This is a genomic window from Kitasatospora sp. NPDC048239 (genome assembly GCF_043202015.1).
Lineage (GTDB): Bacteria > Actinomycetota > Actinomycetes > Streptomycetales > Streptomycetaceae > Kitasatospora.
Genome location: NZ_JBICZP010000016.1, coordinates 106,474 through 128,564 on the forward strand (window position 1 = coordinate 106,474; position 22,091 = coordinate 128,564).

The window sequence follows — 22,091 nt, forward strand, 5'->3', positions numbered from 1 at the left end:
CCGTGGTGCGGCGGTGCTCAGAGGCGGTGCCCAGGGGGCGGTGCTCAGATCAGGTTGAGCGCCTGGACCGCGTCGCGCTCCTCGACCAGCTCCTTGACCGAGGCGTCGATGCGGCCGCGGGAGAAGTCGGAGATCTCCAGGCCCTGGACGATCTCGAAGGAGCCGTCCTTGGTGGTGACCGGGAAGGAGGAGATGATGCCCGGCTCGACGCCGTAGGAGCCGTCGGAGACGATGCCCATCGAGGTCCAGGAGCCCTCGGCGGTGCCGTTGACCCAGGTGTGGACGTGGTCGATGGCGGCGTTGGCGGCCGAGGCGGCCGAGGAGGCGCCACGGGCGTCGATGATCGCGGCGCCGCGCTTGGCCACGGTCGGGATGAAGTCGCCCTCCAGCCAGGCCTGGTCGCTGCCGGCCGCCTCGAAGGCGTTCTTGCCGGCGACCTCGGCGTGGAAGATGTCCGGGTACTGGGTCGCGGAGTGGTTGCCCCAGATGGTGACGTTCTTGATGTCGGCCACGGCGGCACCGGTCTTGCGGGCCAGCTGGGCGACCGCGCGGTTGTGGTCCAGGCGGGTCATCGCGGTGAAGCGCTCGGCCGGCACGTCCGGGGCGTTGCGCTGGGCGATCAGGGCGTTGGTGTTGGCCGGGTTGCCGACCACCAGGACCTTGATGTCGTCCGCGGCGTTGTCGTTGATCGCCTTGCCCTGCGGGCCGAAGATGCCGCCGTTGGCCTGCAGCAGGTCGCCGCGCTCCATGCCGGCGGTGCGCGGGCGGGCGCCGACCAGCAGGGCGACGTTGGCGCCGGCGAAGGCCACGTTCGGGTTGTCGGTGATCTCGATGCCGCGCAGCAGCGGGAAGGCGCAGTCGTCGAGCTCCATCGCGGTGCCCTCGGCGGCCTTGAGGCCCTGCGGGATCTCCAGGAGGCGCAGGTTCACCGGCACGTCGGCGCCGAGCAGGTGGCCCGAGGCGATGCGGAAGAGCAGCGCGTAGCCGATCTGGCCGGCCGCTCCGGTGATGGTGACGTTGACGGGGGTGCGGGTCATTTCTACCTTCTCCAGCAAATCGCCAGGTGCCCCAGGCACACCGGCGCACTGGAGCCGAGGATGGTCTCTCGACATCGAGAGACCGGCGTCAGGTTATCGCAAAGCGAAGCGTACGCCGCGTGGACGGTGGTGACTGACAGGTCACAGACGGCGGCGGCCCCCGCCCGGGGAGCCGGGCGGGGGCCGTCGCAGGGGCCGGGCCGTCAGTGCCGGGGTCGGCCGATCAGCTGGCCCACGTTGTCCATCAGCGGGATCTCCAGCCACGGGTTGGGCTGGGCGACCAGGGTGAGCAGCACGATCGAGACGCCGAGGAAGGTCAGCACGATCACGTCGGTGAAGCGGCTGCGCACCGCCAGCATGCCGACCTCGGGCAGCACCAGGCGCAGCACCGCGCCGAGCAGCACCCCGCCGCCGAGGATCAACAGGCCGTACTTGAAGCCGTCCTTGAAGTCGGCGAACCAGGTGACGGCGAGCCCGGCGCCGACCACCAGCAGGACCAGCGTTATCGGCCACTGGCGAACCGGCAGGGTGTGGTCACGGCCCAGTGCCGCGGCCGAGCCCTCGGGGGGCAGGGTCCCGGTGGTCTTGACCGGCCTGCGCCGGGACCGTGCCGGTCGTGGGTCGCTCATGCGTCCACCTCGCTCCGCTCGCTCATGGCTCGCCCCTCTGGTCGGACTGCCGGGGTCAGAGACCGACGCGGCGCTCGGCCGCCTCGACGATGTTGTTCAGCAGCATGGCGCGGGTCATCGGGCCGACGCCGCCGGGGTTGGGGGAGATCCAGCCGGCCACCTCGGCCACGCCCGGGTGGACGTCACCGACGATCCTGCCCTCGCTGCGGCTGACGCCGACGTCCAGCACGGCCGCGCCCGGCTTGACGTCCTCCGGCTTGACCAGGTGCGGCACACCGGCGGCGGCGATGACGATGTCGGCCTTGCGCAGGTGGTAGGCGAGGTCCCGGGTGCCGGTGTGGCAGAGGGTGACGGTGGCGTTCTCGCTGCGGCGGGTGAGCAGCAGGCCGATCGAGCGGCCGACGGTGACGCCGCGGCCGATCACGACCACCTCGGCGCCGTTGATCGCCACGTCGTGGCGGCGCAGCAGCTCGACGATGCCGAGCGGGGTGCAGGGCAGCGGGCCCTGGATGCCGAGGGCGAGGCGGCCGAGCGAGGTCGGGTGCAGGCCGTCCGCGTCCTTGTCCGGGTCCATCAGCTCCAGGACGGGGTTCTGGTCCAGGCCCTTGGGCAGCGGGAGCTGGACGATGTACCCGGTGCAGTCCGGGTCGGCGTTGAGCTCGCGGACGACGTTCTCGACGTCCTCCTGGGTGGCGGTGGCGGGCAGCTCGCGCTGGATCGAGGCGATGCCGACCTCGGCGCAGTCCTTGTGCTTCCCGTTGACGTACCAGCGGCTGCCCGGGTCGTCGCCGACCAGGACGGTGCCGAGGCCGGGCGTGACGCCCTTCGCCTTGAGGGCCGCCACGCGGGCGGCGAGTTCGGACTTGATCGCGGACGCGGTGGCCTTGCCATCGAGAATCTGGGCAGTCATGACCCCATTCTCCCGGATCCCGGCGACCCGCCGTGCCAGGGCCCCGGCCCGGTACGGAACGTGTGGGTCACGTTGCGGTTGCGCCACAGTCCTGTCCGTTGCGCGGGCGCGGCTGGACAGCACCCGGCCGTCCGGTTGACGATATGCGGGCATTCCCTGCCGCTTCCGGCCCGGTGACGGGCCGACGGACACCTGGCGGGGACGTACCCGGGGGAAGAGACAGTGAGCAGACCACCACATCGCACAGCGCCGTCCGCGCTTCGCCGCGGCGTGCTCGCAGGGCCGCAGCCGTCGACGCTCCCGCTTCCGCCGTTCCCACGTCGCTGAGCAGCGGCGCCCGGGCCCGGCTCCGTGCCGCTCCCGGTGTCGCCCCGCCGCGCTATCGTCCCGACCGGCCGGCGCGTCGACCGCCCGTCCGTCCAGGGTCCTCCCGCTTGTCCCGTCCCCACGTCCCCCATCCTGCCCGGAGGCACCGATGAGCTACCCGCCCGACCCGAACAACCCGTACGGCCAGCAGCCCCCGCCGCCCGGCTACGGCTACCCGCAGCAGGCCCCGCCGGCCGCCGGGTACGGCTACCCGCAGCAGCCGCCGCAGGCCCCGCCGTACGGCGTGCCGCAGCAGCAGGCCTACGGGTACGCGCCGATGCCGGGCACCATCCAGGCCAACAACGGCTACATCAACATCGCCCACCTGGGCCCGGTGAAGATCGCCACCATGGGCCAGCGGTTCCTGGCCCGGCTGATCGACGGCGCGGCCGTCGGCGCGGTGTACGCGCTGTTCGTGGCGTTCGGCATGGCCAGCGCGCTGGGCATCGCCAACGACCAGGAGGACTGCAGCTCCAAGTACTCCTACGGCGGCTCCAACTCGGCGTACTACGACTGCCTGCACCAGAACCAGGACGCGGCCACCGGCTGGTTCGTCACGATCCTGATCATCTTCGGCGTGTTCTCGGTGATCGGCCTGCTCTACGAGTGGCTGATGGTGGCCTTCACCGGCGCCACGCTGGGCAAGCTGGCGATGGGCCTGCGGGTCGTCAAGGAGAGCGACGGCCAGGTCCCCGGCATCGGCGGCGGCTTCATCCGCTTCATCATCCCGATCGTCGGCGCGATCCTCTGCTACATCGGGGCGATCCTGGTGTACCTGTCGCCCTTCTTCGACAACTCCGGGAAGCTGCAGGGCTGGCACGACCGTGCGGCCGGCACCGTGGTGATCAAGAAGTAGCGCGCACACCGGTACGACAGAGCGGCCCGGTCCCCTCCGCGGAGGGGACCGGGCCGCTCTGTCGTACCGTCAGCGGGTCAGCGCCTCAGCACGTCGGCGCGTCAGTGGAAGAAGTGCCGGGTGCCGGTGAGGTACATGGTGACGCCCGCCTCGGCGGCGGCCGCGACCACCTCTTCGTCGCGGATCGAGCCGCCCGGCTGCACCACGGCCCGGATGCCGCCGTCGAGCAGGATCCGCAGGCCGTCCGCGAACGGGAAGAAGGCGTCCGAGGCCGCGTACGAGCCCTTGGCCCGCTCGCCGGCCCGCTCGACCGCGAGCTTCGCCGAGTCGACCCGGTTGACCTGGCCCATGCCGACGCCCACCGAGGCGCCGTCCTTGGCCAGCAGGATCGCGTTGGACTTGACGGCCCGGCAGGCCCGCCAGGCGAAGGCCAGCTCGGCCAGCTCGGCCGGGGAGAGCGCCTCACCGGTGGCCAGCGTCCAGTTCGCCGGGTCGTCGCCCTCGGCGTGGATCCGGTCGGCCGCCTGGAGCAGCGCGCCACCGGAGATCGGGCGCACCTCCTGGCGGTTGGCCGGCGCCTCGGGGGCGAGCAGCACCCGCAGGTTCTTCTTGCGGGCCAGCACCTCGACGGCGCCGTCCTCGTACGCCGGGGCGACGACGACCTCGGTGAAGATCGGGGCGATCTGCTCGGCCAGCTCGACGGTGACCGGGCGGTTGACGGCGATCACGCCGCCGTACGCGGAGACCGGGTCGCACTCGTGCGCCTTGCGGTGCGCCTCGGCGACGTCCGCGCCGGTCGCGATGCCGCACGGGTTGGCGTGCTTGATGATCGCGACGGCCGGGGCCTCGTGGTCGTAGGCGGCGCGGCGGGCGGCGTCGGTGTCGACGTAGTTGTTGTACGACATCTCCTTGCCGTGCAGCTGCTCGGCGCCGGCCAGGCCGCCGGTGCCGTCGCTGTACAGCGCGGCGCCCTGGTGCGGGTTCTCGCCGTAGCGCAGCACGCTCTGCCGCTCGTAGGAGGCGCCGAGGAAGGCCGGGAAGGCGGCGTCCTCGGTCTCCGTGTAGCCGGAGGTCTCGAACCAGTTGGCCACCGCGACGTCGTAGGCGGCGGTGTGCGCGAAGGCCTGGGCGGCCAGGCGCTTGCGGGTCAGCAGGTCGAAGCCGCCCTCCTGCGCCGCCTTGAGCACGTCCTCGTAGCGGGCCGGGTCCACCACGACGGCGACCGACGGGTGGTTCTTGGCGGCGGCGCGGACCATGCTCGGGCCGCCGATGTCGATCTGCTCGACGCACTCGTCCGGGGTGGCGCCGGAGGCGACCGTGGCCTTGAACGGGTAGAGGTTCACCACGACCAGGTCGAAGGGCTCGACGCCCAGCTCGGCCAGCTGCGCGCGGTGCGACTCCAGCCGCAGGTCGGCGAGCACGCCGGCGTGCACGCGGGGGTGCAGCGTCTTCACGCGCCCGTCCAGGCACTCCGGGAAGCCGGTCAGCTCGGAGACCTCGGTGACCGGCACGCCGGCGGCGGAGATCCGGCCGGCGGTGGAGCCGGTGGAGACGATGGCGACCCCGGCGGCGTGCAGGCCCTGGGCCAGCTCCTCCAGACCGGTCTTGTCGTACACGCTGATCAGCGCACGACGGATCGGTCGGGTGTTCTCGGAGACAGGGGGGGTGGTGGAGCTGGCACTCATGCCGGGATCCATACCTTTCGGTCCTCGATGCGGTGGCCCTCGCGGGCCAGCCGGCCAACGATGTCGACGAGCAGCTTGCGCTCGACTGTCTTGATGCGCTCGTGCAGCGCTTCGCCGCCATCGGCGTGGTCGGCGTCGGTGACCTCCACGACGCCCTGCGCGATGATCGGCCCGGTGTCCACGCCGGCGTCGACCAGGTGGACGGTGCAGCCGGTGACCTTCACCCCGTACGCGAGGGCGTCGGTGACGCCGTGGGCGCCGGGGAAGGCGGGCAGCAGTGCGGGGTGGGTGTTGACGATCCGTCCGGCGAACGCCGCGATGAACGCGGGGCCGAGGATCTTCATGAAGCCGGCGGTGACCACCAGGTCCGGCTGGTACGCGGCGACGGAGGCGGTCAGCGCGCCGTCCCAGGCGGCCCGGTCGGGGAAGTCCTTCATCCGGTGGACGAAGGACGGCAGGCCCGCGCGCTCGGCCCGCTCCAGGCCCGCGATGCCGTCGCGGTCCGCGCCGACGGCGAGGATCTCGGCGCCGAAGGCCGGGTCGGCGGCGGCGTCGATCAGCGCCTGGAGGTTGGTGCCGGAGCCGGAGACCAGCACCACCAGACGGGCCGGTCCGGGCGTGCGGGAGGGGAAGAGCTGAGCGGGGGCGGCGGCCACTGCGCGATTCTCCGTAGGTTCGGGCGCCGTACGCTGGTACGTCCACCGGCGGTGGGGCCACTACGAACGGCAGGTCGAGCGAGGGGGAACACACGGGAAACCCACCGCGACGCGGGCCCCGGGAACCGATGCGAGCTGCTGACCGTCACCACGATAACGGCTGGTCGGACGGCCTCCGAAACGGCCCGAGGGCGCTACGCGCGTAGTTGAGACGGGGATCTCCTCGGAGCCGCGGGCCCGGGGATCCGGACGGGTCCGCGGCCCGCGACGGCAGGCCGCCGAAGGGCCCGCGCGCGACTGCGGGATCATAGGGTGCGCGGGGTACCCGTCGCACCGACCGAGAAGGAATGGCTGAACCATGAGCAGCGGTGACAGCACCGGCGAGCGCAATCCCTTCGCGCCGCCGCCGGCGGATGCCCCGGACCAGCCGTGGCAGCCGCGCAATCCCCGGCCCGACGGCTCGGAGACCCCGGAGGACGGCGAGAACCCCGAGGAGCGCCCCCACGTCCCGCCGCCGCACCCGTGGAGCTCCGGCTACCAGGGCGGCGGCTGGCAGCCCCGGCCGCCCGCCCCGCAGCCGCCCCGGCTCGACCCCGCCGACCCGGCCCAGCGCAAGGCCCGCAACGCGGCCCTGGCCGGCATGGCGGCCCTGGTCTGCGCGGTCGCCGGGATCTACTACGTCGCGCTGTTCCTCGGCGCGCTCGCCATCCTCTGGGGCGTCACCGCGATGCGCTCGCCCAGGCCGGCCGCCGCCGCCACCGAGGGTGTGCAAGCCACGGCCGCCCCCACGCCCAACCCGCTGACGCCGGCCGCGCTCGGCGGGGTGCTCACCGGCGCGATGACGGTGGTCTTCGTGGCCGGTGTGATCGGGCTCAGCCTGTACTACAACGACTACGTCACCTGCGTACGGGACTCGCTCACCTCCACCGGCGAGCAGAACTGCGACCGGCTGGCGCCCAAGTGGTACGTGGACATCGCCACCAAGGGCGACTGACCACCCGCCGCCGACGGGCGTGAACGGCTCAGTCCGGGTCGTCCGTCGGCCGCCCCAGCCGCAGTACCACCGCGTACGCCCGGGCGCGCAGCAGCAGAGCGCTCCGGCGTGCGCGAACGGCGAACGCGCCGCCCAGCCCGTCGAGGCGCCTGGCCGCCGGGGCCCAGCCGCGGACCAGCAGCGCGCCTGGCACCGCCACCACCGCGAACCAGCCCGCGGCCGCCAGGCCCGTCCGCCACGGCACCGGGCCCAGCTCCGCCATCCGGCCACCGGCCAGCGCACCGCCGGAGAGCCAGCCCAGGGCCGCCGCCGCCGCGCCGGTCAGCAGCGCCGCCGCCAGCGCCGCCACGGCGGTCGCCGCCGGGTGCCAGGGGGCCGCGGCGGCCTCCTCCCCGGGCTCGTACTCCTCGCCGTCTCCATGGTCGGGGCCGTCGTGCCCGTCGCGGCCCTGGTGCCGGTCCTGGTCGGGGCCGGCCGCGGCCGCCCGGCCGAGCAGCAGGGCCGGTACCGCCCCGGCCAGCACGGGCAGCAGGCAGACCAGCAGCCGCCAGCCGCCCGCACCCGGCTCCGGAAGCAGCGCGAACAGCGGGAACTCGGGGACCGGGCCCAGCGCCGCGCCGGAGGGCGCCACCACCGTCCCCGTTCCCGCCGCGAACCCCGGCCCCAGCGCGTACGCGGTACCCCAGAGCACCGCGTTCGGCAGCAGCAGCACGCTGAGCAGCAGCAGTCCGGCCACCGCGGCCGGGCCGTGGCCGAGCGCCGCCATCGCGGGCCCTCCGCCGCCCACCCCGGCCAGTACCGCCGCCACCGCGACCAGCAGGGCTCCCGCCGCCACCAGCCCGGCCACGGCGGCCAGCGCCGCCGCCCGGACCACCGGCGCGGCCCCGACCGGGCGCGCCCACCCGGGCACGCGGTCCAGGAGTAGCCACCAGGCGGCGACGGGCCCGGTGGAGCGGTCCGGTAGGGCGGAGCGGGCCTCGCGGCGGGCGGCCTGCCGGGCCGCCGTCCGGTGGGCCGACCGGGCGCCGGCGGCCGTCGCGGCAGCGGCCAGCAGGGCCACCACCAGTACGTCCGGCAGCACCCGCGCCCGGAACAGCCCGGCCCCCGAGCACTGCACCGCCACCGCGAGCGCCACCGCGCAGTAGCCGGCCCAGACCGCCGCCGGACCGCCCCAGCGGACCCGCGCACCGCGCCTGGCCGCCACCCGGGCACCCGCCCGGTGGAGCTGGCCCACCGCCAACAGGCTGAGCAGCAAAGGGGTGACGGTCAGCGGGGCGTCCAGGCCCCCGCGCAGCACCGGGGCACCGTGCCCGAGCAGCCAGAGCGCCCCCGCCAGCCGGGCGGCGCCGGCCGCACCGTCGTCCGCGTACGGGGTCACCACCCAGAGTCCGAGGACCGGTACCGCGACCACCGCCAGGCCGAGCAGCGCCGTCCGCACCCCGGCGAGCAGGTCGGCCAGAACGGGTCCGGCGCCCAGTTCGCCCGGCACTTCCAGGATCGGACGGCCCATCAGCTGCGTCATGCGCCTCATGGTGCCAAGGCGACTCGCCATGCTCCGTGAAGAGGCAAACCGCCGTCGTGTCCCAGATTATTGGCTTATGCGCATTTTCAGACCCTGCCCCCGCGCCGTCGCCGCCGCTCCGGCCCGGAGCGTCTGATGACCACGCCGCCGACCGCCGAGCGCCCCGCCGACGCCGCCGAGGGCGCCGACCAGTCCTCGCCGCCGAGCCACCCCGGAAAGGCCCGGTCCGGACGCGGCCGGGCCGCGAAGGCCGCCAAGGCCACCCGCACCAGAGGCGCGGGCCCCGACAGCGGGCCCCCGCCCCCTCCCCCGCCGGACGCCGCCCGGCTGCTCCGGCAGCTGACGCCGCGTGAGGCGCAGGCTCTGGCCCACCTCGCGGCCGGCCTGGACACCGCCCAGTCCGCGGCCGCCCTGGGCGTCACCCCGGCCACCGCCAGGAGCCACCTGCAGCGGGCCATGCGCAAGCTCGGTACCCGCACCCAGGCCGAGCTCGCCGCCTTCGCGGCGCTGCTGAGCACCCCTCAGGCGGGCCGGCCGGACCGGGCCGACCCGGCCGACGGGGCCGACGGGGCCGCCGCGGGCGGTGTCCGCGGCTCCGGACCGGCCCCGGCGCCGGAGGGCCGACCGGACGCCGGGTCCGCTGCCCGGCGCCGGGAGGCGTCCGGGGCGGCGGGCGACGGCGACCGCCGGGGTGACGCGACCGGGCCGGGTGACGGGGGGCCTGGTACGGGCCCGCAGAAGCCGCAGGCCGCCCGGCCGACCGGCAGGCCGGAGGCGGCCGCCGACCGGAAGGGCACCGACCGGAAGGGTGCCGCGTCCGCTCCTTCCGGTCCTTCCGCTCCTTCTGCCGGCACCGCCGGAGGCCAGGGCCCGTCCCGCACCGACCGCGTGGACGGCGCCTCGCACCCCGGCCCTCGCAAGCCCGCAGCCGCCACCACCGCCACACCCGAGCGACGGTCGGCGGACTCCCCCGCCCCCTCGACCGCACGCGCCACCCCCGCCGCCCCCGGCACCCCCGCCGCCGCACGCAACGGCGGCGGCCGCACCGCCGACCCGGCGCAGCCCGCACGCTCACCCGCACGCTCACCCGCACCCGCACCGACACCGGCCCCCGCCGCCGTCGCGTCCGAAGGGCGGCCGGGCAAGCAGGCCACCGGGCCCGCCCCGGCCCCCGCCGTCGCCAAGACCGCCAAGACCGCCGAGGCCGACGGCCCGGGCGGGCCCGCCGCCGTCCTCACCTTCGAGGAGCTGTACGAGGCCGCCCACACCCGCCTGGCACAGCAGATGTTCCTGCTCACCACCTGCAAGCACCGCGCCCTGCACTGCGTACGGCGGGCGTTCGGCGAGGCCGGACGGCGGTGGGAGGAGGTGGCGACCGGGCCCGATCCGGAGGGGTGGGTGCGGGTGCGGGCCTCCGAGGCGGCGCTCTCGCCCTGGCACCGGGGCGGCCCGCGCCGCGCGCACGTGTGGCGGCTCCCGCACCGCCGGATCAAGGTCCGCCCGGCCGACGAGAGCCAGGCCGTACTGCCCGACCACGACCGCCTGACCGACCGCGACCGCGCCCTGCTCAAGGCCCTCAAGCGGCTCTCCCGCCCGCAGCGCCGGGCCCTGGTGCTGCACGACGGCCTCGGCCTGCCCGCCGCCGCCATCGCCGTCGAGGTGGAGTCGACGCTGGCCGCCGCCGAGGGCCGGGTCTGGGCGGCCCGGACGGCGCTGGCGCAGTGGGTGCCGGACCTGGTCGGGGCCGACCCGGCCGCCGAGGGCTTCGCGGACCGGCTGAGCGGGCTGCTGCACCGGGCGGCCGTCCGGGGCTGCCCCGCGCCGCACCGCCCGCCCGTACCGCTGCTGCGCGCCCGGCACGGGCTGCGCAACGCCACCCGGACCGGGGCCGCGGCCCTGCTCACCGTCGCGGTCGGCGGAGCCGCGGTGGCGACGCTGGCCGGGGGCGGACCGGCGGCGCTGTTCCGGCCGCCCGAGGCACCGGCCCCGACGCTCTGCGCCCCGACCGGGGGCGACGGCGCCCTGCCGCTCGTCCCGGCCGGCCCGCCGACCGGCGTCCTCAGCCTCTGGTGCAGTCCGACGCCGGGCCTGCCGCCGGTGGTGGTGGACCCGCCGCCGCCCCGGGACCGGCCGTGGCTGCTGCCGACCGACAGCCGCGCCGCCGCCGCGCTGCCCCCGCCCGCGACGGTCACGGCCGGCCCGCAGTCCTGCACCCGCTGGTCGCTGCACCCCTGCCCGGGCGACCGCTGAGCGCCGCGCGCCCGGGCCGAAACGTCGAGCGCCCCCGCCCGGAGTCCGGACGGGGGCGCTCGACGAGCGGGCGGCGTCAGCCGCCGATGATCTCGCGCGCCAGGCGGGCGGTCTCGGACGGCGTCTTGCCGACCTTGACACCGGCGGCCTCGAGGGCCTCCTTCTTGGCCTGCGCGGTGCCCGAGGAGCCGGAGACGATGGCGCCGGCGTGGCCCATGGTCTTGCCCTCGGGGGCGGTGAAGCCCGCGACGTAGCCGACGACCGGCTTGGTGACGTGCTCGGCGATGTAGGCCGCGGCACGCTCCTCGGCGTCGCCGCCGATCTCACCGATCATCACGATGATCTCGGTCTGCGGGTCCTCCTGGAACGCCTTGAGGGCGTCGATGTGGGTGGTGCCGATGACGGGGTCGCCACCGATGCCCACGGCCGAGGAGAAGCCGATGTCGCGCAGCTCGTACATGAGCTGGTACGTCAGGGTGCCGGACTTCGAGACCAGGCCGATCTTGCCGGCCTGGGTGATGTCGGCCGGGATGATGCCGGCGTTCGACTGTCCGGGGCTGATCAGGCCCGGGCAGTTCGGGCCGATGATCCGGGTCTTGTTGCCCTTCGAGCCGGCGTAGGCCCAGAAGGCGGCCGAGTCGTGGACCGGGACACCCTCGGTGATGACGACCGCGAGGCCGATCTCCGCGTCGATGGCCTCGACGACGGCGTCCTTGGTGAACTTCGGCGGCACGAAGATGACGGTGACGTCGGCGCCGGTCTTCTCGATGGCGTCGGCCACGGAGCCGAAGACGGGCACGTCGGTGCCGTCGACGTCCACGGTGGTGCCGGCCTTGCGCGGGTTGACACCGCCGACGATCTGGGTGCCGGAGGCGAGCATGCGGCGGGTGTGCTTCATGCCCTCGGAGCCGGTCATGCCCTGGACGATGACCTTGCTGTCCTTGGTAAGGAAGATAGCCATGGTGTTAAGTCCCCTTCCTTACTTGGCGTTGGCCAGCTCGGCGGCGCGGTCGGCCGCACCGTCCATGGTGTCCACGCGCTGGACCAGCGGGTGGTTGGCGTCGTCCAGGATCTTGCGACCCAGCTCCGCGTTGTTGCCGTCGAGGCGGACGACGAGCGGCTTGGTGACGGCCTCGCCCTTCGAGGTCAGCAGCTCCAGGGCCTGCACGATGCCGTTGGCCACGGCGTCGCACGCGGTGATGCCACCGAAGACGTTGACGAAGACCGACTTGACGTCGGGGTCGCCGAGGATGATCTCCAGACCGTTGGCCATCACCTCGGCCGAGGCGCCGCCACCGATGTCGAGGAAGTTGGCGGGCTTGACGCCGCCGTGCTGCTCACCGGCGTAGGCGACCACGTCGAGGGTGCTCATGACGAGGCCCGCGCCGTTGCCGATGATGCCGACCTGGCCGTCGAGCTTGACGTAGTTCAGGCCCTTGGCCTTGGCAGCGGCCTCCAGCGGGTTGGCGGCGGCCTTGTCCTCGAGCGCCTCGTGGTCCGGCTGGCGGAACTCGGCGTTCTCGTCCAGGGAGACCTTGCCGTCAAGCGCGATGATCTTGCCGTCGCCGGACTTGATCAGCGGGTTGACCTCGACGAGGAGCGCGTCCTCGGCGATGAAGACCTTCCACAGCTTCTGCAGGACGTCGGCGACCTGGTCCGCGATCTCCGCCGGGAACTTCGCGGCGGCGACGATCTCGGCGGCCTTCTCCGGGGTGCAGCCCTCGTTGGCGTCGACCGGGATCTTGGCGAGCGCCTCGGGGTTCTCCTCCGCGACGACCTCGATCTCCACACCGCCCTCCACGCTGGCCATGGCCAGGAAGGTGCGGTTGGTGCGGTCCAGCAGGAAGGAGACGTAGTACTCCTCCTTGATGTCCGCCGTCTGGGCCAGCATCACCTTGTGAACGGTGTGGCCCTTGATGTCCATGCCGAGGATCGCCCCGGCCTTGGCGACGGCGTCCGCCGGGTCGGCGGCGAGCTTCACGCCACCGGCCTTGCCTCGGCCACCCACCTTCACCTGAGCCTTGACGACGGCGCGGCCGCCGAAGCGCTCCGCGATGGCGGCAGCGTCTGCGGCGGTCTCGATGACATCACCGTCAAGCACGGGCACACCGTGCTTGGCGAAGAGGTCCCTCGCCTGGTACTCGAACAGGTCCACGTGTTTGTCCTTGTTCGTGGTCGCGGATTGTGTCTCTACGAGCGTGCCACGGCAGGATCTTCGCTGCGGGTCGTCGGGGCGGTGCGGGTACGCAGAGGTACGGCCTTGCGGCCCACACAGCCACGGGCGCACACGTCAATCAACACGCGCGTCACGTCCGTCTGGCAGGTTATCCCCGGACGACGGGCGTGTTTCGCCCGGGGCCGTCCCGTCTATGGTGAGAACCGTCACAGACAGGGCACGAAGGTGTGTGGCGCGCCCTGCTCAGCGGGTGGGCAGGTCAGCGGCGCAGGCGGGTGGCGGTTCCCCCGTCCGGGTGAACCCGTGGGCCGCCGCCCTACGCCTGCCGGTCCGGTACCGGAATCGGGCGCTTCTCGATGGCCGCCGCCATGATGTCCGGGAAGGCGTCCGGTGTGCACGCGAACGCCGGTGCGCCGAGTGCGGCCAGTGCCGCGGCGTGCGCGTGGTCGTACGCGGGCGCACCTTCGTCGGAGAGCGCGAGAAGTGCGATGAACTGGACGCCGGCCGCCTTCATCGCCGCCACCCGCTTCAGCATCTCGTCGCGGATTCCGCCCTCGTAGAGGTCGCTGATCAGCACCACGACGGTCTCGGACGGGCGGGTGATCCTCGACTGACAGTAGGCGAGCGCCCGGTTGATGTCGGTGCCGCCGCCGAGCTGGGTCGCGAACAGGACGTCCACCGGGTCGGTCAGCTGTTCGGTGAGGTCGACCACCGAGGTGTCGAAGACGACCAGCCGGGTGTCCAAGGTCTTCATCGAGGCGAGCACCGCGCCGAAGACCGCCGAGTGCACCACCGAGGGGGCCATCGAACCGGACTGGTCGATGCAGAGGATGACGTCCTTCTTCACCGCGCGCTGGGCGCGGGCGTAGCCGATCAGCCGCTCGGGGACGACGGTGCCGTGCTCGGGCAGGTAGTTCTTGAGGTTCGCCCGGATGGTGCGGTCCCAGTCGATGTCGCGGTGGCGCGGGCGGTTCACCTTCGCGCTGCGGTCCAGTGCGCCGCCCAGGGTGGCCCTGGTCCGGTCGGCGAGCCGGCGCTCCAGTTCGGCGACCACCTTGCCGACCACCGCGCGGGCGGTCTCCCGGGTGGTCTCGGGCAGCGCGTGCTTCAGCGAGAGCAGGGTGCCGACCAGGTGCACGTCCGGCTCGACGGCCTCCAGCATCTCCGGCTCCAGCAGCAGCCGGTCCAGCCCGAGCCGGGTGATGGCATCCTGCTGCATCAGCTGGACGACGGTGGACGGGAAGTACTCCCGGATGTCCCCCAGCCAGCGCGCCACCTGGGGGGCCGACCCGCCCAGGCCCGCGCTGCGCCGACCGGTCCGCCCGGCCCGGCCCTCCTCGGGCGCCCCCCGGTACAGCGCGGCGAGCGCCCCGTCCATCGCGGCGTCCCGGCCCCGCAGCGTGCAGCCCGTGCCGTCCGCCTCGCCGCCCAGCACCAGTCGCCAGCGGCGCAGCCGCTCCTCGGCGGCGAGGGGAGTGGTCACAGCCATCGGATGCTCCTTCGTGGGGTGGGTGTTCGTGGGGTGGGCGGAGGGGTGCGCGGCGGAGCGGGCGGCCGGGCCGGCCGCTCCGCCGCCGGGTGTCAGGTGTCGCGCCCGGAGGCCTGCTTCGGGATCCGCGGACGCTCCGCCGGGGCCGGCGCGGGGAGGCCGAGCAGCAGGGCGAGGACCGGGAGGGCGGCGTCCGCGCGGGCCCGGTCGAGCCCGGCATCGACCGGATCGGCCGTCCGGACCGGCTCCGCGCCGAGCGGACCGGCCGCGACCCGGCTGCCGACGGTGCTCCGCACGCCCGCCTCCAGGGCGGAGAAGGTGCGGCGCAGCAGCGGCAGCACGTCGGTGAACACCTCGCCCGGGACGCCCGTCAGCCAGGCGTCGAGCAGGCCGAGCAGCCGGGGGTCGTGCAGCAGCAGGGCGCCGCCGCCGGTGAGGAAGCCCTCGATCCAGCCGGCCGCGTCCGCCGGCGCGTTGGCCGCCGAGAGGACCAGGCCCATCCGGCGGCCCGCCTCCTCGGAGTCGAGGCGGCCGTCGTCCAGCAGCAGCCGGACGGCGCGGCCGCGCAGCAGGCCGGGCACGCCCGTCGCCGGTCCCCCGGTCGGCTCGCGGCGGGCGAGCGCGCGCAGCGTGCCGGCCCAGCGCTCGGACAGCTCCCCCTGGGCCCCGGCCGGCTCCAGCAGGGTGATCGCGCCGTGCACCTCGTCGAGGTGGCCGCGCAGCACGGCGGCGCCGGCCGCGTCCAGGCCCACGCAGGCGGGTGGCAGGCCGACGCAGATCCGGTCGGCCAGCCCGCCCGCCACCTCGGCGAGCGCGCCGTCGTCGGTGCCCCGGACGTCGCCGTAGCGCAGCGCCCGGACCAGGGCGGGCAGGGCGCCCGCCAGGTGTGCGACATCGGTGTCCAGCGCCGCGCAGTCCGCGAGCACCCGCATCACGGCGGGCAGCGCCCGGCCCAGGCCGGCGAGCAGGCACGTCTCCACCAGACCGGTCAGGTCGGCGAGCTCGGTGGCGGCGCGGGCGGTGCCGACGGCCTTGCCGGTCGCCGCGTCCTCGACCGTGGTGCCCCACTGGGCGGCCTCGGCGATCCGGACGGCGAACTCCGGCTCCCAGCGCAGCCGCCAGCTCTCCCGGAAGGTGCCGGTCGAGTTGACGGCGGAGCGGCTCGGCACGCCCCAGTCGACGCCGAGCAGCCGCAACCGGTGCAGCAGCCGCGAACGGGCCGCGTCGTTCTCCTTGCGCAGGTCGAGGTCCAAGTCCCGCGGCTCCGCCTGCGGCTTCAGCCGCAGCGAGCGCTGCAGCCGGGCCAGGTCCCGTTGCAGCGGGACCGCCGGCGCGCCCTCCGGCACCTCGCCGAGCGCGTCGCCGATGACCAGGCGGTCGTGCACCAGCGCCAGGGCGACGTCCGAGCCGTCGCACATCACCGACCGGACGGCGTCCAGCGTCTCGGTCAGGCCGGCCAGCGGGCGGCCGCGCATCACGGCCAGCGTCTGAGCGAGCCGGACGGCCTCGATGACGTGGGCGGAGGAGACCGGGTGGTCCTCGGCGCGCAGCAGTGCGGCGGCCTTGGTGAGCCAGCCGGGCAGCGGGTCCTCCGACGCCGTGAAGAGGTGGTGGTACCAGCCCGGCGAGACGATGCCGGCGCCGTACCCGGTGGCCTGGGAGAGCCTGCGGTGCGTCCAGGGCACCCAGGTGACGTCCGTCCGCACCTTCCTGGGCAGGCCGGTGAGCAGCGCCCGGTCGTGGGCGGCGGTCGGCATCGCGGCCAGCGCGGGCACGTGGAAGGCCCCGCAGACCACCGCGATCCGCTGGTACCCGGCCCGGCGGGCGGCCCGGATCTGCTGGCGCATGTAGGCCTCGCGCAGGTCGTCCCGCCGGGCGGAGCCGCCACCGAGCCCCTGCTCCCGCAGGGCGGTCATCGCCTCGGCGACGGCAGTGAAGGGGGCGAGCGGGTCCGAGCCCGGTGTGCGGTGCTCGACCACGTCCTCCCACCAGCGCTCCGGGTCGTCGTGGCCGGCCGCCTCGGCGAGCAGGGCGATCGGGTCCGCGGACGTGCCCCCCGGCACGCCCGCCTCCTCCTCGGACCGCTCCGCCTGCGACGGGTCCGCCTGCGACGACTGCTCCTCCTCCGGCGCGAAGCCGTAGGCGGCCGGGAGGTCGATGAAGCGGACGGGGAGCCCGAGTTCGACGCCGTACCGGATCGCCACCCACTCCGGGGAGAACACCGCGTAGGGCCAGAACGCGGCCTTGCCCGGGTCGTCCACGGCGTGGGCGAGCAGGGCGACCGGCGGCACCATGTCCTTCTCGGCCGCCAGGCCGATGATCGGGTCGGCCTCCGGCGGGCCCTCGATCAGCACCGCGTCCGGCCGCAGCCACTCCAGTGCGGCGGCCACCGCACGCGCCGAGCCCGGGCCGTGGTGCCGTACCCCGAGCAGCGTCACCTCCGCGCCCACACCCGGGCTCCCCTCGCTCCGCTCGTTCACGCGCCCTCCCTCCTCGAACTCTCGAAGTACCGTCGGATCAGCGGGCGTTCTCGCGGGCGGCGCGGTAGAAGTCCTTCCAGCCGTCGCGCTCGCGGACGACCCCCTCGACGTACTCGTGCCACACCACCTGGTCGGCCGCCGGATCGCGGACGACGGCGCCGACGATGCCGGCCGTGACGTCACCGGCCCGCAGCACGCCGTCCCCGAAGTGGGTGGCCAGCGCAAGGCCGTTGGTGACCACCGAGATCGCCTCGGCGGTCGACAGGGTGCCGCTGGGCGACTTGACCTTCGTCCGGCCGTCCACGGTGAGGCCGGCCCGCAGCTCGCGGAAGACGGTCACCACCCGCCTGATCTCCTCGGCGCCGCCGGGCAGTTCGGGCAGCTCAAGGGAGCGGCCGAGCTGGCCGACCCGGCGGGTGACGATGTCCACCTCCTCCTCCAGCGAGGCGGGCAGCGGCAGCACCACCGTGTTGAAGCGCCGGCGCAGCGCGCTCGACAGCTCGTTCACCCCGCGGTCCCGGTCGTTCGCCGTGGCGATCACGTTGAAGCCGCGGACGGCCTGTGTCTCGCCGCCCAACTCCGGCACCGGCAGCGTCTTCTCCGACAGGATGGTGATCAGACTGTCCTGCACGTCCGCCGGGATGCGGGTCAGCTCCTCGACCCGGGCGATCTTCCCGTCGGCCATCGCCCGCATCAGCGGCGAGGGCACCAGGGCGTCCCGGCTCGGGCCGTGGGCCAGCAGCTGGGCGTAGTTCCACCCGTAGCGGACCGCCTCCTCCGGCGTACCGGCGGTGCCCTGCACCAGCAGTGTCGAGTCGCCGCTGATCGCGGCGGCCAGGTGCTCCGACACCCAGGTCTTCGCGGTGCCCGGCACTCCGAGCAGCAGCAGGGCGCGGTCCGTGGCCAGCGTCGTGACCGCGACCTCCACCACCCGGCGCGGTCCGATGTACTTGGGTGTGATCACGGTGCCGTCCGGCAGCTCGCCGCCCAGCAGGTAGGTGGCGACGGCCCAGGGCGACAGCCGCCACCGCTGCGGGCGCGGGCGGTCGTCCTGCGCGGCCAGGGCGGCCAGTTCACCGGCGAACGCGTCCTCGGCGTGCTGCCGCAGAACCTCGGTCATGGGGGCTCCTTCAGGTCGGCCGCCGGACACACCTGTGGCAGGCGACGGGGTGATCAGAGGGGAGCATCGGCGCAGATGTCGACAGGGCGGCGTCCCGACCTGCGAGAACAACTCTGCACCCGACCACTGACAATTCTGACCGGACCTCAGTTCGACCGGCCGGTCTGTCAGTCCCTCCCCCTAGCGTCGTCACCATGGAGGAACGCTGGAGCACCGAACACGTCCTGTCCCTGGCACCTGACGCCGCCTCGCGGAAGGCCGCCGGCAAGCTCTCCGCGCCCGCACCCTGGTCGGGCGCCGGCACCGACGGCAGCGCCCTCTGGGGCGAGTGCAGGGGCAGCGGCAGCACGCCGTACCGAACCGTGGTCGAGCTGGCCACCCCCGCCTACCAGTGCAGCTGTCCGAGCCGGAAGTTCCCGTGCAAGCACGCGCTCGGGCTCCTCCTGCTCTGGAGCGGCAGCCCCGAAGCCGTCCCCGACGGCGCCGAGCCGACCGACTGGGCGGCCGGCTGGCTCGCCGACCGCCGCGACCGGGCCGAGCAGCGCGCCGCCAAGGCGGAGGCCGCCCCCGACCCGGCCACCGCCCCCGACCCGGCCGCCGCCCGCCGCCGCGCCGAGCGGCGCGCCACCCGGGTCGCCGCCGGCGCCGGCGAACTGCGCCTGCGACTGGCCGACCGGATCCGCCACGGGCTCGCCGACCAGTCCACCGCGGGCCCCTGGGAGGAGGTCGCCGCCCGGATGGTCGACGCCCAGGCCCCCGGTCTGGCCACCCGCGTCCGTGAGCTCGACACCACCCCCCAGCACCGCCTCCTTGAGGAGTACGCCCTGCTGCACCTGCTCGCCACCGCCGCCACCCGGGTCGACGACCTTCCCGCGCCACTCGCCGCGACCGTCCGCGCCCGCGTCGGCTACACCACCAGCACCACCGAACTCCTGGCCGGCCCCACCGTCCGCGACCGGTGGCAGGTCCTCGGCAGCCGGGACACCTCCGACGACCGCCTCACCACCCGCCGGGTCTGGCTGCGCGGCGCCAAGACCGGCCGACCGGCCCTTCTGCTCGCCTTCGGCGGCCCCGGCCAGGCCCCCGACCTCGCCCTGCCCACCGGCCACTTCCTGGAGGCCGACCTCGCCTTCCACCCGGGCGCCCGCCCGCTGCGCGCGGCCCTCGGCGCCCGCTACGGCGCGCCCGAGGCCGCCCCGCCCGCACCCCCCGCCGGCCTCACCCCCGCCGAGGCCGTCACCGCCTACGGCGCCGCCGTCGCCGACGACCCCTGGCTCGACTCCTGGCCCACCGTCCTCACCGGCGTCGTCCCCGTCCTCACCCCCGACGGCTGGCACCTGACCGACAGCCGCCACACCATCCCCGTCCACCACCCCGGGATGCCGGAGTCCGCCCTCTGGCGCCTCGCCGCCGTCTCCACCGGACGCCCCCTCACCCTCTTCGGCGAGCACGGCCACCGCGGCTTCACCCCCATCACCGCCTGGACCCCCGAAGGCCGCCCGACCAGCCTCACCACCGCCTGAGGCCGTCGGCACCCACCGGCAACCCCGCCAGGCCCCGACCGAACCCGCAGGAGCCCACATGCAGCCCGCCCTCTGGGAACCCCTCCACACCGCCGCCCTGCTCGGCACCGACCGCAGGCCCCTCCCGCCGGTCGCCGAGGCCGGCCCCACCCACCAGGGCGTCGACCACACCGACCCGGCGACCGCCCTGCTCGAACTCGCCGCCCTGGAGACCGTCCGACGCCGCGCCGGCGCCCTTCCCACCGCCGCCACCGAGCCGCCCGGCGCCCCGGCCCCCGAGGACCCCCGCCCCGAGCTCCCCACCCCCGCCGCCCGCCGCCTCACCGTCCTGCTCAGCAGCCGCAACGGCAGCAGCACGTCCGGCTCGCTCGCCAACCTGGCCGAGCTGCTCCCGCAGTGGCTCACCACCGGCCGCACCCGCGGCTACCGCCCGCCCGCCGCCCTCGTCCCCGCCCTGCTGGACGCCGCCCGCGCCCGCAGCGAACTGCGCCCCGACGCGGTCGCCCTCTGCGGCCCGCTCGGCCGCTGGCTCGCCGCCCGCAACCCCGACTGGCGCTTCGTCCTGCGCACCGCCGACGCGGCCGCCGCCCCCGGATCCGCCACCGACGGGGGCGACCACCTCTGGCACGAGGGCCTGTTCGCCGAGCGCGTCACCCACCTCACCCTGCTCCGCCGCACCGACCCGGCCGCCGGCCTGGCCCTCCTCCAGAGCACCTGGCCGACCGAGCGCGCCGAGGACCGGCTGCTCTTCCTGGACGCCCTCCAGGACGGCCTCTCCCCCGCCGACGAACCCTTCCTGGAGGCCGCCCTCGGCGACCGCAGCAAGAACGTCCGCGCCACCGCCGCCGAGCTGCTCTCCACCCTGCCCGGCTCCGCGCTCGCCCTCCGGATGGCCGCCCGCGCCCGCGCCACCGTCCGCCTCGCGGACCGCGGCACGCACCTGCTCGTCACCCCGCCCACCGAGTGCGATCCGGCCATGCAGCGCGACGGCATAGCGCTCAAGTCCCCGACCGGGCGGGGCGAGCGGGCCTGGTGGTTCGGCGAGGTGATCGCCGCCGCGCCCCTCGCCACCTGGCAGGAGGCCACCGGCCTGACGCCCGACCGGCTGCTGGCGCTGCGGGTCGGCGACAGCATCGACGAGACCAGCAGCAGCTGGGCAGACGACCTGCGCGAGGCCTGGGCCAGGGCCGCCGTCCGGCAGCAGGACGCCGACTGGGCCCGCGCCCTGCTCGGGCCCGCGCCCGGCACCGGCGGCCGCGGCCGCTCCGGCCGGGCGGCCCGGACGGCCGGGGCGCCCGCCAAACTGCTCTCGGTGCTTCCGCCCGCCGAACGGGCCGTCTGGACGGCCGCGTTCATCGAGGTGCACGGCCTGGGCGAGGCGTTCCAACTGCTCGGCGCCTGCGCCACCCCGTGGACCCCGCCGCTGTCGACCGCCGTGGTCGCGGCGCTGGAGCGGGCCACCGCCTCCGGCGCGTACCCGTGGAGCCACAGCGGGGTGCTCGGGATGACCGAGCGCGCGCTCTCCCCCGGGGCGGCGGCCGCCGTCGAGGCGCTGGCGGCCACGGCCGCACCCGCCTCGGCCTGGGCCGAGACCTTCGCCCGGCTGGCCGGCACCCTGCGCTTCCGGGAGGCGATGCTCGCCGAGCTGGGTGCCTAGGGCCCGTCCGGCAGGCTCAGCCCGCGGCCCGCAGGTTGGCCTCGACCCACGCGACCACGTCCCGGGTCGGCGTGCCCGGGGTGAAGATGTCCGCGACGCCCATCGCCTTCAGCTCGGCGATGTCGTCATCCGGGATGATCCCGCCGCAGAAGACCTTGATGTCCTCCGCGTCGCGCTCCTTCAGCAGTTCGAGCACCTTGGCGCAGAGCGTCATGTGCGCACCGGAGAGGATCGACAGGCCGATGCCGTCCGCGTCCTCCTGGATCGCGGTGTCGACCACCTGCTCGGGCGTCTGGTGCAGACCGGTGTAGATGACCTCCATACCGGCGTCGCGCAGGGCGCGCGCGATGACCTTGGCGCCGCGGTCGTGACCGTCGAGCCCCGGCTTGGCGACCACCACACGGATCGGCCCTGAAACACCCATCACTGCCTCCTGGACCTCGTTGTCCATCACCCCACCGGACCTCGTCGGGCGCGGGCGCGGTTAACCAGCAATAACCAACCTGAGGGGAGGGTAGCGCCACCCTGGCCGGTCGATCGTGCCACCCCTCAAGAGGAGTGGAAAATCACAGGTCCGCGCCCCGCCCCCGGCTCCGCAATTCCCCGGCGGCGGGGGGCGATTCCCGGCCATCAGGCGTCCGCCGGGCCTCTTGACATCCGGACTTTTGTCCGGATGTCGGCGTTCCGGCTACAGTCTCGGCAGTTTTCCCCCTCGCCCGACGACGCGCCCGAGGCCCACCC

The 22,091-nt window shown here is 74.9% G+C and carries 17 protein-coding genes; 5 read left to right on the forward strand and 12 right to left on the reverse strand.

The annotated features are described in order from the left end of the window. Positions 1 to 44: 44 nt before the first annotated feature. The 3 genes from ACGFZP_RS32420 to ACGFZP_RS32430 all read right to left on the reverse strand — a co-directional run bounded on the left by ACGFZP_RS32420 (position 45) and on the right by ACGFZP_RS32430 (position 2,576). A complete protein-coding gene (locus tag ACGFZP_RS32420; RefSeq protein WP_392939785.1) occupies positions 45 to 1,037 on the reverse strand; it encodes a malate dehydrogenase in 993 nt (330 codons plus the stop codon). A gap of 203 nt (positions 1,038 to 1,240) precedes the next feature. Beyond that, on the reverse strand, positions 1,241 to 1,666 hold the full coding sequence (locus ACGFZP_RS32425) for a DUF3017 domain-containing protein (protein WP_387948391.1): 426 nt from the start codon (positions 1,664 to 1,666) through the stop codon (positions 1,241 to 1,243). A 55-nt stretch (positions 1,667 to 1,721) separates the two neighbouring features. Further along, complete coding sequence (locus tag ACGFZP_RS32430; protein WP_392939787.1) at positions 1,722 to 2,576, reverse strand: bifunctional methylenetetrahydrofolate dehydrogenase/methenyltetrahydrofolate cyclohydrolase; 855 nt, start codon at positions 2,574 to 2,576, stop codon at positions 1,722 to 1,724. 475 nt (positions 2,577 to 3,051) lie between these two features. On the opposite strand from ACGFZP_RS32430, the gene ACGFZP_RS32435 reads away from it, so the two are divergent. Beyond that, positions 3,052 to 3,798 (forward strand): RDD family protein, encoded by a 747-nt coding sequence (locus ACGFZP_RS32435; protein WP_392939789.1) that lies wholly within the window; start codon positions 3,052 to 3,054, stop codon positions 3,796 to 3,798. A gap of 101 nt (positions 3,799 to 3,899) precedes the next feature. Here the strand turns inward: ACGFZP_RS32435 and purH are convergent, their stop codons facing one another. Together purH and purN are read right to left on the reverse strand one after the other, a co-directional pair. Then, complete coding sequence (purH, locus tag ACGFZP_RS32440) at positions 3,900 to 5,483, reverse strand: bifunctional phosphoribosylaminoimidazolecarboxamide formyltransferase/IMP cyclohydrolase (protein ID WP_392939791.1); 1,584 nt, start codon at positions 5,481 to 5,483, stop codon at positions 3,900 to 3,902. Further along, complete coding sequence (gene purN, locus ACGFZP_RS32445) at positions 5,480 to 6,139, reverse strand: phosphoribosylglycinamide formyltransferase (protein WP_392939792.1); 660 nt, start codon at positions 6,137 to 6,139, stop codon at positions 5,480 to 5,482. The genes purH and purN overlap by 4 nt, the downstream gene beginning before the upstream one ends. A 358-nt stretch (positions 6,140 to 6,497) precedes the next feature. On the opposite strand from purN, the gene ACGFZP_RS32450 reads away from it, so the two are divergent. After that, on the forward strand, positions 6,498 to 7,133 hold the full coding sequence (locus ACGFZP_RS32450) for a hypothetical protein (protein ID WP_392939794.1): 636 nt from the start codon (positions 6,498 to 6,500) through the stop codon (positions 7,131 to 7,133). A 28-nt stretch (positions 7,134 to 7,161) separates the two neighbouring features. Here the strand turns inward: ACGFZP_RS32450 and ACGFZP_RS32455 are convergent, their stop codons facing one another. Beyond that, positions 7,162 to 8,655 (reverse strand): DUF6350 family protein, encoded by a 1,494-nt coding sequence (locus tag ACGFZP_RS32455; RefSeq protein WP_392939796.1) that lies wholly within the window; start codon positions 8,653 to 8,655, stop codon positions 7,162 to 7,164. A 135-nt stretch (positions 8,656 to 8,790) separates the two neighbouring features. On the opposite strand from ACGFZP_RS32455, the gene ACGFZP_RS32460 reads away from it, so the two are divergent. After that, positions 8,791 to 10,905 carry a sigma factor-like helix-turn-helix DNA-binding protein gene (locus ACGFZP_RS32460; RefSeq protein ID WP_392939798.1) on the forward strand — a complete coding sequence of 705 codons (2,115 nt, stop codon included), beginning with the start codon at positions 8,791 to 8,793 and terminating at the stop codon, positions 10,903 to 10,905. A 76-nt stretch (positions 10,906 to 10,981) separates the two neighbouring features. On the opposite strand, the gene sucD is transcribed toward ACGFZP_RS32460, so the two are convergent. The 5 genes from sucD to ACGFZP_RS32485 form a co-directional block, all read right to left on the reverse strand. Then, on the reverse strand, positions 10,982 to 11,866 hold the full coding sequence (gene sucD, locus ACGFZP_RS32465) for a succinate--CoA ligase subunit alpha (protein ID WP_392939800.1): 885 nt from the start codon (positions 11,864 to 11,866) through the stop codon (positions 10,982 to 10,984). Positions 11,867 to 11,884: 18 nt separating this feature from the next. After that, entirely contained in the window at positions 11,885 to 13,060 is a 1,176-nt protein-coding gene (gene sucC, locus ACGFZP_RS32470; protein WP_392939801.1) for an ADP-forming succinate--CoA ligase subunit beta, read from the reverse strand. Between the two features lie 337 nt (positions 13,061 to 13,397). Then, complete coding sequence (locus tag ACGFZP_RS32475; RefSeq protein WP_392939803.1) at positions 13,398 to 14,570, reverse strand: VWA domain-containing protein; 1,173 nt, start codon at positions 14,568 to 14,570, stop codon at positions 13,398 to 13,400. 92 nt (positions 14,571 to 14,662) lie between these two features. Continuing rightward, on the reverse strand, positions 14,663 to 17,050 hold the full coding sequence (locus ACGFZP_RS32480; RefSeq protein WP_392939805.1) for a DUF5682 family protein: 2,388 nt from the start codon (positions 17,048 to 17,050) through the stop codon (positions 14,663 to 14,665). A gap of 37 nt (positions 17,051 to 17,087) precedes the next feature. Then, a complete protein-coding gene (locus ACGFZP_RS32485; protein WP_392939807.1) occupies positions 17,088 to 18,170 on the reverse strand; it encodes an AAA family ATPase in 1,083 nt (360 codons plus the stop codon). Between the two features lie 194 nt (positions 18,171 to 18,364). On the opposite strand from ACGFZP_RS32485, the gene ACGFZP_RS32490 reads away from it, so the two are divergent. Further along, positions 18,365 to 19,693, forward strand: coding sequence for an SWIM zinc finger family protein (locus tag ACGFZP_RS32490; RefSeq protein ID WP_392939809.1), 1,329 nt, complete (start codon positions 18,365 to 18,367; stop codon positions 19,691 to 19,693). Between the two features lie 58 nt (positions 19,694 to 19,751). Next, positions 19,752 to 21,350 (forward strand): DUF5691 domain-containing protein, encoded by a 1,599-nt coding sequence (locus ACGFZP_RS32495; protein ID WP_392939810.1) that lies wholly within the window; start codon positions 19,752 to 19,754, stop codon positions 21,348 to 21,350. A gap of 16 nt (positions 21,351 to 21,366) precedes the next feature. On the opposite strand, the gene ACGFZP_RS32500 is transcribed toward ACGFZP_RS32495, so the two are convergent. Next, positions 21,367 to 21,774: a cobalamin B12-binding domain-containing protein gene (locus tag ACGFZP_RS32500; RefSeq protein ID WP_392939883.1), complete on the reverse strand. Its 408-nt coding sequence runs from the start codon at positions 21,772 to 21,774 to the stop codon at positions 21,367 to 21,369. Positions 21,775 to 22,091: the final 317 nt, after the last annotated feature.